Annotated in this window: 14 protein-coding genes; 6 read left to right on the top strand and 8 right to left on the bottom strand. The window is 39.6% G+C overall.

What is annotated here, in order from left to right; genetic code table 11:
• The first annotated feature begins 192 nt into the window (after window positions 1-192).
• The 5 genes from J4N24_RS14255 to J4N24_RS14235 all read left to right on the top strand — a co-directional run bounded on the left by J4N24_RS14255 (window position 193) and on the right by J4N24_RS14235 (window position 6,928).
• A complete protein-coding gene (locus tag J4N24_RS14255) occupies window positions 193-1,365 on the top strand; it encodes an efflux RND transporter periplasmic adaptor subunit (protein ID WP_207534370.1) in 1,173 nt (390 codons plus the stop codon).
• A gap of 37 nt (window positions 1,366-1,402) precedes the next feature.
• Window positions 1,403-4,570 (top strand): efflux RND transporter permease subunit, encoded by a 3,168-nt coding sequence (locus J4N24_RS14250; protein ID WP_207534369.1) that lies wholly within the window; start codon window positions 1,403-1,405, stop codon window positions 4,568-4,570.
• Between the two features lie 4 nt (window positions 4,571-4,574).
• A complete protein-coding gene (locus tag J4N24_RS14245) occupies window positions 4,575-5,987 on the top strand; it encodes an efflux transporter outer membrane subunit (protein ID WP_207534368.1) in 1,413 nt (470 codons plus the stop codon).
• A 151-nt stretch (window positions 5,988-6,138) separates the two neighbouring features.
• Window positions 6,139-6,591, top strand: a complete 453-nt coding sequence (locus J4N24_RS14240) for a DinB family protein (RefSeq protein WP_207534367.1) — start codon at window positions 6,139-6,141, stop codon at window positions 6,589-6,591.
• A 109-nt stretch (window positions 6,592-6,700) separates the two neighbouring features.
• Entirely contained in the window at window positions 6,701-6,928 is a 228-nt protein-coding gene (locus J4N24_RS14235) for a hypothetical protein (RefSeq protein ID WP_207534366.1), read from the top strand.
• 6 nt (window positions 6,929-6,934) lie between these two features.
• Here J4N24_RS14235 and J4N24_RS14230 read toward each other — a convergent pair whose 3' ends face one another.
• From J4N24_RS14230 to J4N24_RS14210, 5 genes are all read right to left on the bottom strand, one after another.
• Window positions 6,935-7,138, bottom strand: a complete 204-nt coding sequence (locus J4N24_RS14230) for a hypothetical protein (RefSeq protein ID WP_207534365.1) — start codon at window positions 7,136-7,138, stop codon at window positions 6,935-6,937.
• Window positions 7,139-7,230: 92 nt separating this feature from the next.
• A complete protein-coding gene (locus J4N24_RS14225; RefSeq protein ID WP_207421078.1) occupies window positions 7,231-7,422 on the bottom strand; it encodes a cold-shock protein in 192 nt (63 codons plus the stop codon).
• Window positions 7,423-7,553: 131 nt separating this feature from the next.
• The gene (locus J4N24_RS14220) at window positions 7,554-8,273 is read right to left on the bottom strand and encodes an acyl-CoA desaturase (RefSeq protein WP_207534364.1); all 720 of its coding nucleotides are present in this window, start codon (window positions 8,271-8,273) and stop codon (window positions 7,554-7,556) included.
• 46 nt (window positions 8,274-8,319) lie between these two features.
• A complete protein-coding gene (locus J4N24_RS14215) occupies window positions 8,320-9,564 on the bottom strand; it encodes a DEAD/DEAH box helicase (RefSeq protein ID WP_207534363.1) in 1,245 nt (414 codons plus the stop codon).
• Window positions 9,565-10,020: 456 nt separating this feature from the next.
• Entirely contained in the window at window positions 10,021-10,572 is a 552-nt protein-coding gene (locus tag J4N24_RS14210) for a YceI family protein (protein ID WP_207534362.1), read from the bottom strand.
• Window positions 10,573-10,743: 171 nt separating this feature from the next.
• On the opposite strand from J4N24_RS14210, the gene J4N24_RS14205 reads away from it, so the two are divergent.
• Window positions 10,744-11,706, top strand: a complete 963-nt coding sequence (locus tag J4N24_RS14205) for a tetratricopeptide repeat protein (protein ID WP_207534361.1) — start codon at window positions 10,744-10,746, stop codon at window positions 11,704-11,706.
• Window positions 11,707-11,781: 75 nt separating this feature from the next.
• Here J4N24_RS14205 and J4N24_RS14200 read toward each other — a convergent pair whose 3' ends face one another.
• From J4N24_RS14200 to J4N24_RS14190, 3 genes are all read right to left on the bottom strand, one after another.
• Window positions 11,782-12,702, bottom strand: a complete 921-nt coding sequence (locus J4N24_RS14200) for an anaerobic sulfatase maturase (protein ID WP_207534476.1) — start codon at window positions 12,700-12,702, stop codon at window positions 11,782-11,784.
• On the bottom strand, window positions 12,651-13,010 hold the full coding sequence (locus J4N24_RS14195) for a hypothetical protein (protein ID WP_207534360.1): 360 nt from the start codon (window positions 13,008-13,010) through the stop codon (window positions 12,651-12,653). The genes J4N24_RS14200 and J4N24_RS14195 overlap by 52 nt, the downstream gene beginning before the upstream one ends.
• Before the next feature lie 217 nt (window positions 13,011-13,227).
• Window positions 13,228-13,899 (bottom strand): DUF3823 domain-containing protein, encoded by a 672-nt coding sequence (locus J4N24_RS14190; protein ID WP_207534359.1) that lies wholly within the window; start codon window positions 13,897-13,899, stop codon window positions 13,228-13,230.
• Window positions 13,900-13,901 lie beyond the last annotated feature (2 nt).

Genomic DNA, 13,901 nt, shown 5'->3' with positions numbered 1-13,901 from the left:
ATACAAAATAAAAAAACAAGAAGGACATTTGCAATAAGAGTAAAAAAAGCAATTTTTTTTGAAACGTTGGTTAACACCGTTAGGTTTCCTAGCAAAGTTAAGTGCAGCCAAAAAATATAAAAGGAAGTTTGGAAATACTAAAGCGTAGTATTTCCAGCAATAAAAAAATCATTAGCAAACAGACAACAGATTATGGAAGCGTTATTAAAAACAAGAACCCTATCAACCTTCATTTTAGCAATTACTACACTCGTTTTTTTTGATAGTTGCAGCTCTTCTTCTGCCGAAGGTGTAGCCGCTGCACCTCCTCCGCCAGAGTTGCCAGTTTTGGCAGTTAAATCAGAGGCTGTAACCACTTACTCTGAATTTAACTCAGCCATCCAGGGTAAGCGGGATATTGAGATTCGTCCTAAAGTTGATGGTTATCTGGAGGCCATTTATGTAGACGAAGGTGCATTTGTTAAAAGAGGGCAGGTATTATTTAAAATTGATCACCGCACGTATCAGGCTCAATTAAACACCGCCTTAGCTCAACTTGCTTCATCAAAGGCTGCATTGGAGAGTGCGTCCATTAATGTTTCAAAACTTAGTCCCCTGGTTAAGAACGGAGTAGTTTCTGATGTTCAGCTTCGTACTGCTAATGCCGCTTATAATATGGCCAAGGCAAACGTACTTCAAGCGCAGGCCCAGGTACAGGCAGCAAAGATCAATCTTAGCTATACAACTATTACAGCTCCCGCAGCTGGTTATATAGGCAGCATTCCCTTTAAAACAGGGAGTCTGGTAAGCTCGGCAGGCCTTGATGCCCTAACTGTATTATCTGAAACAAAGGAAGTTCATGCGTACTTTAGCATGAGCGAAGTAGATCTTATTGATTTTAGAAATGGATTGCAAGGAGGAAGTTTAGCAGAAAAGATAAAATCATTGCCGCAAATTGAGCTTGTATTGCCAGACGAAACGATTTACCCTCTAAAAGGCAGGGTAGAGTTAGTTGAGGGTCAATTTGGAAAAACCACGGGAACCATCAATTTCAGAGCCTCATTCCCTAATCCTGATGGTTTATTGAGATCAGGCAGCACCGGTAAAGTTCGCATTCCTAAAGTTCAGGCTAATACTATCCTTGTGCCACAGGAAGCGACCTTCGAACTGCAAGACAAAGTGTTTGCTTATGCAGTGAACGACAGTAGTAAAGTTGTGGGGAAACCTCTTACTATTGCTGGCACCGACGGAAAGTTCTACCTGGTATCAAAAGGATTAGCTGAAGGAGAAAAAATTGTATTCAGTGGCATCGACAGGCTGCAGGAAGGGGCCGTCATTAAACCGAAGGCTCTAAATTCAGACGACATATACAAAGAACTGAAGTAATAACAACATCTATCTCGTTAGATAAATACCAAGAATTATGTTTAGAAAGTTTATAGAGAGACCCGTTCTCTCTACAGTGGTCTCTATTATCCTGACTTTACTGGGATTACTGTCGCTATACTCGTTACCGATCACATTATTTCCAGATATAGCACCACCCACAGTTCAGGTAACGGCTGTTTATCCAGGCGCAAATGCAGAAGTTGTTGCACGGGCAGTAGCCACTCCGATTGAAGAAGCAGTTAATGGTGTTGAGAACATGACCTATATGACCTCAACTGCAAGTAATGATGGAACTCTTACCCTGAATGTTTTTTTTAGTCTGGGTACTAACCCTGATCAGGCTGCTGTAAACGTGCAGAACCGGGTTGCAAAAGCAACGAGTCAGCTGCCGCAGGAAGTTGTTCAAGCTGGTATCTCCACCCAGAAGCAACAGAACAGTATGATCTATGTCCCCTTGATGTATAGCACTGATACAACCTATGATGAAACTTTTCTGCAGAATTATGCGAAGATCAATATCATCCCTGAAATACAACGGGTACCAGGTGTGGGGCAGGCTACGATTTTTGGTGCTAAAGATTATTCCATGCGTATATGGTTGAAGCCCGATAGACTGAAAGCAGCGAATCTATCAGCGCAGGATGTAATTAATGCCATTCGTGAGCAAAATATTGAAGCCGCACCGGGCCGTTTCGGACAGGGCAGCAGTCAGGCCTTTGAATATGTATTAAAGTACAAGGGAAAATACTCTCAGAATAAAGAATACGAAGAGATTGTACTAAAGGCAAATGCTGATGGATCGGTGATCCAGCTTAAAGACGTAGCCAGAGTAGAACTAGGCTCATTTACCTACAGTGCCGATACAAAGATTGCCGGAGAAAATGGAACGGGACTAGCAGTATTCCAAACGGCAGGGTCAAACGCAAATGAGATATTGACAGCTGTTGATAAGGTGATGAAAAAGGCCTCTCAGAAGTTTCCAAAGGGGATTCATTACTTCACCATGTACAGCTCTAAGGAGTTCCTGGATGCATCTATTTCTCAGGTTCAGCATACGCTGATAGAAGCTTTTATCCTGGTTTTTATTGTTGTATATGTTTTCCTTCAGGATTTCCGCTCAACTTTAATTCCGGCAATTGCTGTTCCGGTCGCGATCATAGGTACTTTCTTCTTTATGAAGTTGTTCGGATTCTCCATCAATCTGCTTACCCTCTTTGCCATGGTATTGGCTATAGGTATTGTCGTAGACGATGCGATCGTAGTTGTGGAGGCCGTCCATGCTAAAATGGAAAGCACACGGCTTTCGGCAAAGAAAGCAACTATTCAATCTCTGAATGAGATATCCGGTGCTATCATATCTATTACGCTGGTAATGGTTGCAGTATTCGTTCCTGTAGGATTTATGCAAGGCCCGGTAGGGGTATTCTATAAGCAGTTTGCGTTCACGTTGGGTATTGCTATCCTTATTTCTGCTGTAAACGCTTTAACGCTAAGTCCCGTACTTTGCGCGATTTTTCTTAAGAGCGAACATCACGGACCAAAATCTGGCGAAAAAGGAACCTTCAAAACACGATTCTTCAATGCATTTAATGCCGGCTTCAATGCAACCACTAATAAGTATGTTGGCAGCCTTCGTTTTTTAACCCGCAAAAAATGGGTAGCTATTGGTGCTTTAGCTGTAGTGACCGTTGCCACAGTAATTTTGATGAAAAGAACACCTTCAGGATTTATCCCGACTGAAGATCAGGGCTTTGTTGTTTACTCTGTCAACCTTCCTCCGGGATCATCGCTGGATCGAACTCGTAAGGTAATGGACAAGATTAATAGTATTCTTAGAAAAGAGCCGGCAGTTGAAAGGGTAGGAGCAGTAACTGGTCTAAATATCGTGGCTAATGCAAACAGCTCTAACTATGCCGTAGGTTTCATCCGCATGAAGCCTTACGGGCAGCGTGGGGAGGTGAATAATCTTGATCAAATCATCGGCGTCCTTAATCAACGCTTTGCTGCCATCAAAGAAGCCAGTGTATTTATGTTCGTTTACCCAACCGTTCAGGGATTTGGAAATACAACAGGTTTCGAATTGATCTTGCAGGACCGCTCAGCAGGTGCATTGGATAAAATGAATGCCACTGCTAATGGTTTCATTGCCGAGCTGATGAAAAGGAAAGAGATCATGTATGCTTTTACCACCTTCAGCACCAATAATCCCCAGTACATGCTTAATATTGACCAAAAGAAGGCAAAGCAGCTTGGTGTATCTATATCCGATCTTGTGCAAACCTTGCAGGTTTTCTACGGCAGTAGTTTCGCTTCTGATTTCAACCGTTTTGGTAAGTTCTACAGGGTGATCGTTCAGGCTGATGCCACTTATCGTGCTGATCCTACATCCCTTAATAGCATATATGTTAAAAACAATCTGGGAGAGATGGTTCCGGCAAATCTTCTTGTTAAGTTAAAAAGAGTTTACGGACCAGAAACGGTCACCAGGAACAACTTGTTTAATGCTGTTGCCATTAACGGCCTCCCTAAGCCTGGTTACACTTCGGGTGATGCTATTAAAGCCGTTAACGAGGTTGCAGAGCAATACTTACCCAAAAACTACTCTTATGAATGGACAGGTATGACCCGTGAGGAACAGAGCTCAGGATCTCAATTAACGTGGATCTTCGTGATGAGCTTGCTGTTTGTATATTTTCTTCTTGCGGCCCAATATGAAAGTTATATCCTTCCATTTGCAGTGATCCTTTCTGTTCCAACCGGAATTTTCGGAGTGTTTGCCTTTATCGGTTTAACTGGTATTGAAAATAATATCTATGTCCAGGTTGGCCTGATTATGTTGGTAGGATTACTGGCAAAGAATGCTATCCTGATCATTGAATATGCTGTGCAACGAAGAAAAGATGGGATGGATATCGCAAGTGCAGCGCTTGAGGCTTCCAGATTACGTTTACGTCCTATACTAATGACCTCTTTCGCCTTTATCGTTGGCTTGCTTCCCTTGGTGACTGCCAATGGTGCTTCAGCTCTTGGAAATCGTTCAATAGGTACCGGTGCTGTAGGAGGAATGTTAACCGGAGTCCTTCTCGGAGTATTTATAATCCCAGTGCTCTTTGTCATCTTTCAGAACCTGCATGAGAAGGTTTCGGGGAAAGCTCGCCGAGAGGAAATAGAAGAGTTGGAAGAAGAATTATTTAACGCTTAAGATCATGAACTTCAATAAATTTTTTAGTTACAGTGCATTGCTGCTCGCTCTTGTAGTAGGTTCCTGTAAAGTGGGGAAGAACTACAGTCGCCCAACGGTTCTGGTGCAGCAAAACTTTGAGGGGCAGTCCTTCTCCGATACCAGCAGTATTGCTGATATTAAATGGAATGAGTTCTTCAAAGATAAATTCCTTCAGGTGCTCATTGATAGTGCATTAAGGAATAACAACAATTTGGGGATCGCTTTGAAACGCATTGATGCGGCCGAGGAACAGTTCAAGCAGTCGAAACTTCTGTTACTTCCACAGTTAAATGCGCAGGTAACAGGCTCATACAATCGTTTTTCTGATAATAGTTTAACCGGCTTAAATGCTTCTCAATTTGGAATTAACGCTATTGAAAACTATAATGCCTCCCTTAATCTTTCCTGGGATGTAATAGCCTGGGGTAAGTTAAGAAGACAGAAAGAAGCCATTGCTGCCGATTACTTTCAAACCTATGAGGCTACAAAAGCCGTGCAGACCAGGCTGGTATCAGATGTGGCACAGGGATATTACAATTTGCTTATGTTAGATCAACAGCTTGCAATAGCCAGGCGAAACCTTCAATTGAACGATAGCACGCTTAGGTTAACATCATTATTACAACAGTCTGGCGATGTAACAAGCCTTGCAGTGCAGCAGGCAGAGGCGCGGCGTCAGGCTACCGCTTTGCTTATTCCGCAGTTAGAGCAGAGTATTGCCTTGCAGGAGAACGCTCTAAAGCTTTTAACTGGACGCTTACCCGGTACTGTCGAACGAAATCTGTCAGGAGCTTTGGATGGAACGGCAATCGACACGAAGACCGGACTTCCCGCCGCAGTGGTTAGCAGAAGGCCTGATATCCGGGCCTCAGAGCTGGCTTTAAAAGCGGCAAATGCTAGAGCTGGAGTAGCCCAGGCAAATTTATATCCATCGTTGTCATTACTAGGAAGCGCAGGGGTAGAGAGTTTTAAATTCGATAATTGGTTTAAAACTCCTGCTTCTTTATTTGGAATCGCTTCCGGATCTGTATTACAACCCATTCTCAGGAACAGAACTTTGAAGACACAATTTGAGGTAGCAAAGATCGAACGGGAACAAGCGGTATTGAGATTCAGAGAATCGGTTCTTGTAGCCATGACAGAAGTGTCAAATGCTTTAGTTCAAAACCGTAAATTAGCCGAACAGGCGGAGATTGCACAGCAACAAGTCCAAACCCTAAAACAATCTATAAGCAATGCTAATCTCCTTTTTAAAAGTGATATGGCTAATTATCTTGAGGTGATCACAGCACAGTCAAATGCTTTACAAGCAGAGTTAAATCTGGTTGCTGTACAACGTCAACGAAATGGAGCTTTAGTTGAACTTTATCGCGCATTAGGTGGTGGTTGGAAGTAAAGAATAGACGAGGTAAAAGGTCAAAATAAAATAAAAGCCATTTGGAAGTGCAAGGGGTACGACCAGATGGCTTTTTTACTTTTTGCCAAATTGCAGTGGAAAAAATAGAAAATCTTTTAACTTGCCGCCTAAAATCCCGTCCATCAGTGCCATGAAAGATTTTTTTAAGCAGCTTTTCGAATATAACTATTATACTAACCAACAGTTAGCAAACGAGTTTTTAGTACATCAGCAGGAAGTGCCCCAAAAGGCAGTTCAGCTTTATAGTCATATCCTGAATGCTCACCGAAACTGGAACCGAAGAGTATTACCCAACCAGGATCGTATAGACCCATGGCAGATACATTCAATTCTAGATTTTCATAGAATTAATAAAGTGAATTTCGAGAATACTACAATGATACTTAATTCAAATAGTTTAGAAGAAGTGATTGAGTTTGCTTTTAACGTTGAGCAGACCTTCGAAAACACAATAGGTAATTTGCTCTTTCATGTTATCAATCATTCTACATATCACCGGGCTCAGATAGCTACAGAATTCAGAATTTCCGGTATTACTCCTTTAAGTACAGACTATTCCACCTATAGCCAGAAGCCAAAATAATGCTCTTAGGTTTAACCTGAGTTTAATTCTACACAACAATATTTTTGCTTTTTTTAAAACCGGTAGACGTCATTATCAGTTATAAACTGACAATAAAAGATGAGTAAAGATGAAGGACCAAATTGCCTCAACAAAAGCTGTATTCACTAGAAGTTTACCCGACCCTATTACTTGCAGCAGCTCAACTATTACATTAGAAAAAACTATAGGGATAAGGAGGGTAACTTTTATAGCGCAGAAGGTGAAAAATGCATCCGGGTACTCATGGAATGTTTATTACAACGCTGTTATTTCCCCTATAAAGACCGCGATGCACTATTATCACAACTTCAATTAAAGCAGATTAGTCCTGCTTCTCTTCCTTTTTAGGCGGCGGTGGAGTTGATGAAATCTCACCGAATTCGTTTACGTACGCTATCATATTTTCAAGATCTCCTCCCGTTGCGTTCTTTTTACGCTCTTCTTTACGCTCTTTCTTTTCTTCCCTTTTTTTCAATCTTTTTTTCTCTAATTCTTTTTTCATGAAGGTTGCCTGAGATTTTGCCATATGTATTCTTGATTTTTGTTTATAAAATTTGTTGAAAAAAAAAGCATTTCCCGGATAGCGGGAAATGCTTGACGATCAATATTATATAGTGCTTACGCTACTTTTACATTTACCGCATTAGGTCCTTTGCGACCTTGTTCTACTTCAAACTCAACTGTATCGTTCTCACGAATTTTGTCGATCAAGCCAGAAGAGTGAACAAAGATTTCTTTTCCACCGTTGCTAGGTGTGATAAAACCGAAACCTTTTGTTTCATTGAAAAATTTAACTGTTCCTTTTTGCATTGTATTTGGTATTATTATTTTTAAAGATACTTATAATATCTCGTATTACTTTATTTATTTGAAAATGTGAGATTTGTGTTTCACATTATATATCAACGATTCATTTTATCAAATGTTTCTATAAGAGTTGATTAAGCCTTTTTCAACCGGATAACCTTCATAAAATGTAAGGCTTTCAACACTGGAAAAACAGGATCCACCTCAAACCATTTTTGTGCAAAATTGGCACTGTTTGGAAAACGATGGTGGTTATTTTGAAACAATTCACCTAACATGAGAAAGTCAAACGGACTCGTGTTTTTTGAATGGTCTTTGTTGTCGTAGTTTGCGTAACCATACTTATGGCCGCACCAATTAACGATAGCTCCATGCAAAGGACCCATAAGGAAATGGATAGGCAACAACAGGAACATCCACCAAAATTCAGCGAACTGAATATAGAAGCATGTGTAGGATATTCCAAAAAGAATGCGCGATGGGATGCTTGAGCCAATCCTGTCAACTATTCTCCATTGTGGATATCTTCCACCACAACCTTCTTCCGACCTTTTTACATGATCTCTGAAAGTAAGCACTGTAGCCCAGGTCATTTGAAACACGTCAGTGAAAAAATGAGGTGAATGAGGATCTTTTTCAGTGTCGCTGAATGCGTGATGGTCGCGGTGCATAGTAGCATAGGCGCAAGGGTTTAGAAAAGAAGAACCCTGACAAATATAGGTCACAAGGTAGAAAAAGCGTTCCCAAAATTTATTCATGCTAAATACCTTGTGAGAGGCATAGCGATGCAGAAAGAACGTTTGACAAAAAAGGGAAAGGAACCAATGCCCTATAAAGAAAAGAAGGATATACATATTGTATGATAATATTTATTATAATTTAATTAAAACTGGCAGCTTCTTAAGCAGTAGCTACACTACGTTTTTCTCTTCTTTTAAAAACCTTCTTTTTTGCTGGAGCCTGACTTCTTCTATTTTCTGGTTGGACAGTAAGCGGTTTAGCATTTCTATCTACCGGATAAGGATGTTCTGCAACTAGCGGAATCCGTTGTGCTGTAACTTTGTTTATATCTTTTAATAGATCCTGTTCCTCAGTACTGCAGAAAGAAATAGCAATACCTTCATTGCCAGCCCTGCCTGTTCTACCTATTCTGTGAACATAAGTTTCCGCCTGTTCTGGGAGATCGAAATTAACTACGTGCTTCAAATCATCAATATCAATTCCGCGTGAAGCGATGTCTGTAGCTACGAGAACACGAATCCTGCCATCTTTAAAGTTAGATAAAGCTTTCTGACGGGCATTCTGTGCTTTGTTACCATGAATTGCATCACTTTTTATATTGGCCTTCGTCAGGATCTTTACAAGCTTATCTGCTCCATGCTTAGTTCTGGTAAAAACAAGAACACTTTGCATTTTTTTGTCTGACAGCAAATGGATAAGCAGAGACGCTTTATTTTTTTTATCTACCTCATAGATCGCCTGCGTAACCTTTTCAGCAGTAGATGAAACCGGAGCCACTTCGATCTTTGTAGGGTTGTTAAGAATTGAATTAGCCAACGATGCTATTTCAGGAGGCATTGTCGCCGAAAAGAATAAAGTTTGCCTGTTAGTTGGTATAACTTCAATAACCTTTTTTATATCTCTGATAAAGCCCATATCTAACATGCGGTCTGCTTCATCTAAGATAAAATGACGCACTTTTTTCAGGCTGATCACTCTTTGATTAAGTAAATCTACAAGTCTTCCTGGTGTTGCAATCAGAATATCTGCTCCAACTTTCAATGCGTTGATTTGAGCATTAATAGAAACACCTCCAAAAACTACCTGATGTTTTAAACCTGTATGTTTACCATAGGCACTAAAACTATCATTGATTTGAATAGCAAGCTCACGTGTAGGACATAGTATTAAAGCTCTGATATCTCTTTTTTTACCTTTTTCTGCAGGTTGTTGCTCTAATTGATGCAGTACAGGCAGAGCAAAGGCAGCAGTTTTTCCTGTGCCAGTTTGTGCACATCCTAAGATGTCTTTTCTGTTTAATACTGCTGGAATTGCCTGTTGTTGTATTGGGGTGGGATTAGTATATCCTTCAGTTTCTAGCGCTTTTAAAATAGAAGCACTAAGATTTAATTGTTCGAATGACAAATGATTGAATTTATGTGTAATTAATGTAACTACCGAATGATTTACAAGGGAAGTTATTATTTCAAGTAGTACAATAGGATAGAAGAAGCGTGTCTGCTAAACGATTATATACAAATATACGCTTTTATCCTGCGAATGTTGTGCTTAGGTCTAGAATTATTTTATGATGGGATAGGTTGGATTACGCAGATGTGGGAATGATTACACCGATATTAGGTGGATCACACAGGTTTGGGGATGATTACACAGATTGTTTGGATGTTGACTTCCGGTATGAAGACATTTTGAACCAATGCTAGTTTAAATCGTACTGGTTAGTAAAATTAAAAGCAGGACGAAATTCCTTGGAACATCAATCCTGCCTCTATTATTTTAACTAATTCGTGTAATCATCCTAGCCATCAGGGTAATCTACTACCAATCGGTGTAATCCCACAAATAATCAGTGTAATCCCACTAACTTTTCTGCAACTGAATATTTGCAATAAGTTTAATGTTTTCGCCGATCGCCAAACCTCCTGTTTCAGTAATAGCATTATACGTTAAACCAAATTCTTTACGATTGATTGTGCCGGTAACCTCAAAACCTATTTTCTGATTTCCGTAGGCATCTTTTTCAGTTCCACCATACTCAGCATTGATCTCCACCTGTTTGGTAACACCTTTTATCGTCAGATCACCAACTAAAGTATAATTCTCGTCGTCTTTTTGAGTAAAGGAAGTAGATTGGAAATCAATGGTCGGGTAGTTCTCTGCATCAAAGAAGTCTCCTGATTTCAAATGTCCGTCTCGCTGAGCTTGATTTGTGTCAACACTGTTCACGTCAATACTAAAGTTAATATCGGCACCTTCCAGACTTCCTTCTTTGAAGCTTGCACTTCCTGTAAAGGATTTAAAAGAACCAGTTACGGTAGAGATCACCAGGTGTTTTACTTTGAACAATACTTCAGAGTGCATTGTATCAATTGTCCATTTTACAAGTTGAGCAGTGTTTTGTGTAGTTTCCATGATATAAATTTTTTATGTTTCTTTTTCTGTTTGTTGATATCACAAAATTGCAGCATCCGCAGAAGCTGTGCATTGATGTAGGTTAAAAAAGAGTCTTAACATAGATCAAGAAATTGAATCATATTTTTTTATATTGCTTTGATTTTTAACCTCAACTTATTATCGAATACAATGAAAAAAGCTGTGACCTTATCCCTGATAATTTCCCTGTTTGCAATTGAGGCTTCTGCCCAGAAAGAGCAGCTACTTAAAGAATTAGCTGAGAATGCATGTAGGTGTATTGATTCAGTAAAGACCGGGAATCTTGGAAAAAAAGAGATTACCAAGAAGATAAATGAATGTATTGACAAACAAGTTATCGCCTACCAGATAGGCTCACAACTTTCTGCTGTTGCTGCCAACGCTAATAATAGAAAGGAAAAGAAACAGGTTAACATTGTCGTTTCCGACAATCTTCAGTCCAACGAATACAAAAAGCATTATTATGAAATTGAACGCTATTTGATGGACAGCTGCGAGGCAATTAAAAGTAAAGCGGCAACTTTAGATAAAGGTTCTACATCTTCTTATTTGGTAAATGAGGAAGCGATGCGGTATTACTATGAGGGAGTAGACCAGTTGAAGACCTCTAAACTTTCAGAAGCAGCTGCAAGTTTTGAAAAGGCTGTATCTATTGATCCTTCTTTTGCCTTTGCCTGGGATAATCTCGGTATTTCTTACAGGAAGCTGAAAAAGTATGATCAAGCTTTAAACGCGTATCAAAGGTCTTTAAAAATTGATCCGAAAGGCAGTGTTCCACTGCAAAACATACCAGTAGTCTACCAGTACCTTGGAGACTATGATAAGGCTATAGAGGCTTATAAAAACCTTGCTCAGGTAGACAGGGAAAATCCGGAGGTGTTTTATGGATTAGGTTTGATATATACTCTTAACCTAAAACGTTACAAAGATGGCCTGGATAATATGTGTTTAGCCTATAATCTTTATGTTGCGCAGAGATCACCCTATAGAACAGATTGCGAAAAAGTTATTCAGCAAATTTTCAACGAAATGAAAAGAGAGAATAATGAAGCATTGTTTTATGAAACATTGAAGCAAAACAATATTTCGACAGGTAGTAAGAAAGCAGAATAAATCTACTTTAAGTAAAAATCTGTCGAAGGTTGAATAGATTCAACTTTACCGTAAATTCATGGCTTTACTTATAGCTTACCCTTTAAATCTTTTCAGGATCACCTGTCTTTTTACGTACATAATATTGGCAGGTGCTCTTTTATGTTTAAGTTCGTTTGCCATAAATTTCATATAGGGCTGCACGTATGCAAAGAAATGCTTGTATCCGGCACAGAGGTAGTTCAGGCCTTTTTCTCCTTTTTTTGTCGTATTGAAACGATTCTTGGGGCACTCGCCGAAGCAGTAGTGATAAACCTTACAGTTTTTACACAACCCTGGTAAGTCTTCCAATTTTTTCTTGTGAAACTCAGTCTGCACCTGTTCCTGTAGAATCGTGGTTATTGACTCCGTATTTATATTACCAAGCTTATAGTTGGGATAAACGTAATGATCACAGGAGAACACATCCCCATTATGCTCAATTGCCAAGGCATTACCACAGCTATTACTATAGCTACAAACGCCGGCAGGTTGGCCCATCTCATTTGCAAGGGTTGCATCAAAAACCTGAATGAAATAGTTCCCTACATCTTTCTTTAGCCACTCATTGAATACATCAACAAGGAATCGACCGAACTTCAGGGAGGGAACTGACCATGGCGCAAGGGTGCTTTCTACATTGCTTTCAGCTTGTACCAACTTCAAGCCCTCAGATGTTATATTTTCTGATATGCGTTCAACCAGTGGAATGAATTGAATATAGTTACTTCCTATGTCTTTAAGAAAATTGTAAACCCGTAAAGGATGCTCTACATTTGAATTATTAACTACGGTAAGGGTATTAAATTCTACCTTATGTTTCTTAAGTAGCTCAATCGCTTTAACCACTTTATGAAATGTTCCTTTTTGTCCTTTATCTACTCGATACTGGTCGTGAAGCTCTGCTGGTCCATCTATTGAAATTCCTACCAGGAAGTTGTTTTTGCTGAAGAAAGAACACCATTCGTCGTTAAGCAGGGTTCCATTCGTCTGAAATGAATTATGACTGTCTTCCCCTTAGCGAACTTCTTTTGGAATTCCAGCGCTTTCTTATAAAACTCAAGGCCTGCCAGGCAAGGTTCTCCTCCCTGCCAGACAAATGTAACTTCATTACCTGGTTGTTCCTGTATATATTCCCTTGTAAAGTTCTCGAGCGTTAGTTCATTCATGAAAGTATTTGGAGTGGGAAATAGTTGTTCTTTTTCCAGATAATAACAGTAGTCGCAATGGAGGTTACAAGCAGGGCCTGCAGGCTTTGTAATGAAGTTGAATGGATAAGGGTTCATTTTTTCAATTTCTAAAATAGCAAGGTAGGAAAAGTGTATGGAGTAAAAGATGATTTAAGTCACAGGAACTGACATCTTGTACTTTTTATTCTTCCACGATAATTTTTTAGTGTGAGGATATTCATTGCCATGGGCACTTCAAGCAAAAGAGACTACCTTTTTACGGGCAGTCTCTTTTCAACTAAAAATGTTATAAGCTTTCTACAGTTCGTTTCCTTTATTTTAAGGCTATTTTCTGTACTTGCGTGTAATAGTACTCTCCCGAAGAAGTTGATTTAACACCTATCCTTGCAAATACATGAGAAAGGTTCTTCAAGCTGGCAGGAAGTTGGGTCGCAATAGTTGCATTCGCGCCCAGAACAATAGTACCCATGTATGCAGTTACCCGATGTTCATATCTCGCTTCATCTGTTAGCATCGAGTTTCCTAAATATAAACGAATTGCATCTATGTTAGCCGTAGAGACCACTTTATCGACCTTAAAATTAGCTGTAATCGAGTTATTGGAAAACGAAAAGCTTTCATTGCTAATGGTAAAGTAAGGAGTAACTGGAACATCTTTTTTCGTATTTCCTTTAACTTCTATCAGTAATGTATCTGTACTCTGTTGCAGCCAGGGAGAATTGCCTTTACGAACGAGCTTATATACTCCGTCAAAAAGACTTGCGGAATAACTTCCGTCCTGATTAATATAAACAGGTATGAGAGAACGTACTTGGAAGCCATCTTGCCAAAGCTCCAGTTGAACCCCGTTAGTACGAACCCCAATCGGTTTTCCATCATGTATTACACTTCCCGATAGAGTTGATTTAGGTTCGTCATAGTTATCATAGTCGCAGCCAGCGAAAAATAAAGATGCTGATGCAAAAAGTGTTAAGAATAATTTCATTT

The sequence above is a fragment of the Desertivirga arenae genome, assembly GCF_017355785.1.
GTDB classification, from domain to species: Bacteria; Bacteroidota; Bacteroidia; order Sphingobacteriales; family Sphingobacteriaceae; genus Desertivirga; species Desertivirga arenae.
Note: the sequence above shows the minus strand (reverse complement) of the source record. Positions and strands in the feature narration are given on the sequence as shown.

Coding starts and splice junctions, on each gene's coding strand:
- J4N24_RS14255 (WP_207534370.1), top strand. CDS start 193: ATGGAAGCGTTATTAAAAACAAGAACCCTATCAACCTTCATTTTAGCA.
- J4N24_RS14250 (WP_207534369.1), top strand. CDS start 1,403: ATGTTTAGAAAGTTTATAGAGAGACCCGTTCTCTCTACAGTGGTCTCT.
- J4N24_RS14245 (WP_207534368.1), top strand. CDS start 4,575: ATGAACTTCAATAAATTTTTTAGTTACAGTGCATTGCTGCTCGCTCTT.
- J4N24_RS14240 (WP_207534367.1), top strand. CDS start 6,139: ATGAAAGATTTTTTTAAGCAGCTTTTCGAATATAACTATTATACTAAC.
- J4N24_RS14235 (WP_207534366.1), top strand. CDS start 6,701: ATGAAGGACCAAATTGCCTCAACAAAAGCTGTATTCACTAGAAGTTTA.
- J4N24_RS14230 (WP_207534365.1), bottom strand. CDS start 7,138: ATGGCAAAATCTCAGGCAACCTTCATGAAAAAAGAATTAGAGAAAAAA.
- J4N24_RS14225 (WP_207421078.1), bottom strand. CDS start 7,422: ATGCAAAAAGGAACAGTTAAATTTTTCAATGAAACAAAAGGTTTCGGT.
- J4N24_RS14220 (WP_207534364.1), bottom strand. CDS start 8,273: ATGTATATCCTTCTTTTCTTTATAGGGCATTGGTTCCTTTCCCTTTTT.
- J4N24_RS14210 (WP_207534362.1), bottom strand. CDS start 10,572: ATGGAAACTACACAAAACACTGCTCAACTTGTAAAATGGACAATTGAT.
- J4N24_RS14205 (WP_207534361.1), top strand. CDS start 10,744: ATGAAAAAAGCTGTGACCTTATCCCTGATAATTTCCCTGTTTGCAATT.
- J4N24_RS14195 (WP_207534360.1), bottom strand. CDS start 13,010: ATGAACCCTTATCCATTCAACTTCATTACAAAGCCTGCAGGCCCTGCT.
- J4N24_RS14190 (WP_207534359.1), bottom strand. CDS start 13,899: ATGAAATTATTCTTAACACTTTTTGCATCAGCATCTTTATTTTTCGCT.